This window comes from Cellulomonas sp. IC4_254, from assembly GCF_011603975.1.
GTDB lineage: Bacteria > Actinomycetota > Actinomycetes > Actinomycetales > Cellulomonadaceae > Cellulomonas.
Map to the genome: position 1 here is coordinate 1 of NZ_JAANNB010000328.1, position 2,292 is coordinate 2,292.

The window sequence follows — 2,292 nt, forward strand, 5'->3', positions numbered from 1 at the left end:
TCGGCGGGGCTCGGGTGAGGGCAGGGAGGAGGGCGGACGCACAGGGTGCGCCCAGGTCGGCCCCAGGCTGTCGGCAGGTGCGGGCGGGAGCGTCGGCGCAGGTGGGCGCGGCGCCGCGGGTGCGGCGGCGTGCCCCGACGCCCGACCCCGCACAGGAAGCGACCGATGAGCCCACGACCCCCGATCCCGGAGAAGCTGCCCAAGAAGGACCGCAAGGCCCTCGCCCGGGAGCTCGCCCGTCTCGAGCGGGAGCGCCAGGCGCAGCGCCGGCGGCGGAACCGGCGGCTCGGCTGGGCGGGTGCGGGGACGGCGGTCGTCGCGGTCGGCGTGATCACGGCGCTGGCGGTGCAGGCCTCCGTCCGTGCCGGGCAGGTCGGGCCGCACAACATGCTGTCGGACGGGGTGGTGCTCACCGGCGACGGCAGCGCGGTGGCGGCGAGCCGCACGAGCGCGCTCGACCCGGGGGAGTCGCCGGTCGTGACGGTCGTGGACCGCAGCAGCGGGGTGCTCGACCTCGTGCTGTACCTGGACTACCGGTCGCCCGAGGCGCAGACGTTCTGGGCGGCGAACTCCGCGTCGGTCGAGCAGTGGGTGACGGCGGGGTACGCGACGCTGGAGATCCACCCGCTGGCGCTGCTCGACGGCGCGTCGGTGCCCACGGGCGCGGGCGCCACGCCGTCGGCCTCCGCCGACCCGACCGCCTCGGCCGACCCGACCGACGCCGCCGCGGACGACTCGTTGCTCGGCACGATGCAGACGACCGGCGACTACTCCGCCCGCGCCGCCGGCGCCCTCGCGTGCGTCGCGGACACGGCGCCGGACAGCGTGCTCGCGGTGCACGACGCGCTGCTCGCCGCGCAGCCGGACCTCGACGAGGACGGCCTGGACGACGACGACCTGCTCGCCCTCGTGCAGAACGCCGGCGTCACGGACGAGACGGTGGCGGACTGCGTCACGAACGGCGACTTCACCGACTGGGCGCAGGCGGCGACGACCCGGGCGGCCGAGTCCGTGCCGTACGACGTCGGCAGCGTCACGAGCAGCCCGGTGCTGCTCGTCGGCGGGCAGCAGTACACCGGCGACCTCGGCGACGCGGACGCGCTGCTGGCGTTCATCGAGCAGGTGAGCACCGAGCTCGCGGCCGAGGCGGCGCAGGCCGAGGCGTCGGCGTCGCCGAGCGCGTCCCCGTCACCGACTGCCGCCGACGCCACCGAGCCGGCGGACGCCGCGGCCGCGGGCTGAGTCCGGGGCCGCGCCGGGGACCGCCCGGCCGGGCACCCGAGCGCGCACGGCCGGGTACCCGACCTGCACCGGGCGCGAGACCGCGGCCGGTCCCCGGTCCGGGCGGGGACGGGCGCGCCGTAGCGTGGCTGCATGGACCGCTGGACCTGGCCCGCGTGGGTGGGCGTCGTCGGCGGGCTCGCGGCGTTCGCCGTGCTGCTCGTGCCGGTGCTCGTCGTGCAGAGCCGCCGGTACGGGCGGCTGAGCGGCTGGCGGCTGCTCGGCGCCGCCGCGGTGGCGGTCTACGGCGTGGCGCTGCTCGCGTACACGCTGCTGCCCCTGCCGTCCGGCGACCTCGCGGCCTGGTGCGCGCAGTACGGCGTCGGTGGTCCCCAGCTCCGGCCGCTGCAGTTCGTCGCCGACATCCGGCGGGACACCGCGGGGCTCGGCCTCGGGGCCACGCTGCGCAGCGCCGCCGTGCTGCAGGTCGTGTTCAACGTGCTGCTGTTCGTGCCCTGGGGCGTCCTCGCCCGCCGGTACCTGGGCCGGGGCGTGCTCGGCAGCACCCTGTCGGCCGCCGCGGCGTCCCTGCTGATCGAGACCACCCAGGCCACCGGGATCTTCGGGCTGATCGGGTGCGCGTACCGGCTCGGCGACGTGGACGACCTGCTCACCAACACGCTCGGCGGGCTGCTCGGCGCGCTGGTCGCGCCGCTGGTGCTCGGCTGGATGCCGCGCTCCGGCGACCTCGCGGCGGGGCGCGCGGTGCCCCGCCCCGTCACGTCCGGCCGCCGCTGGCTCGGCATGCTGGTGGACGCCGCGCTGGTCACGTTCGTCGGGTACGGGATCACCGTGGCGTACCGGCTGCTGCTCGTGGCCGCGGGCCGGCCGCTCCCGGACGACGGCGACCCGGTCGAGCTGCTGATCGGCACGGTGCTGCCGGTCGCGGTGCTGCTGTGGCTGCCGCCGCTGCTCGGGAGCGGGGCGTCGCTCGGGCAGCGGGCCATGTGGCTCGAGCCCCGGTGGCGCCGGGCGGACGGGACCCCGGGACGCGGGTCGCTCGGGGTGCGG

At 77.6% G+C, this 2,292-nt stretch carries 2 protein-coding genes; both read left to right on the forward strand.

Annotated elements, in window-relative coordinates:
- Positions 1-165: 165 nt before the first annotated feature.
- Positions 166-1,242 (forward strand): thioredoxin domain-containing protein, encoded by a 1,077-nt coding sequence (locus tag G6556_RS18450; protein WP_166944563.1) that lies wholly within the window; start codon positions 166-168, stop codon positions 1,240-1,242.
- A 132-nt stretch (positions 1,243-1,374) separates the two neighbouring features.
- Positions 1,375-2,292: VanZ family protein (locus G6556_RS18455; RefSeq protein WP_166944565.1), on the forward strand; the 918-nt coding region annotated here is incomplete at its 3' end.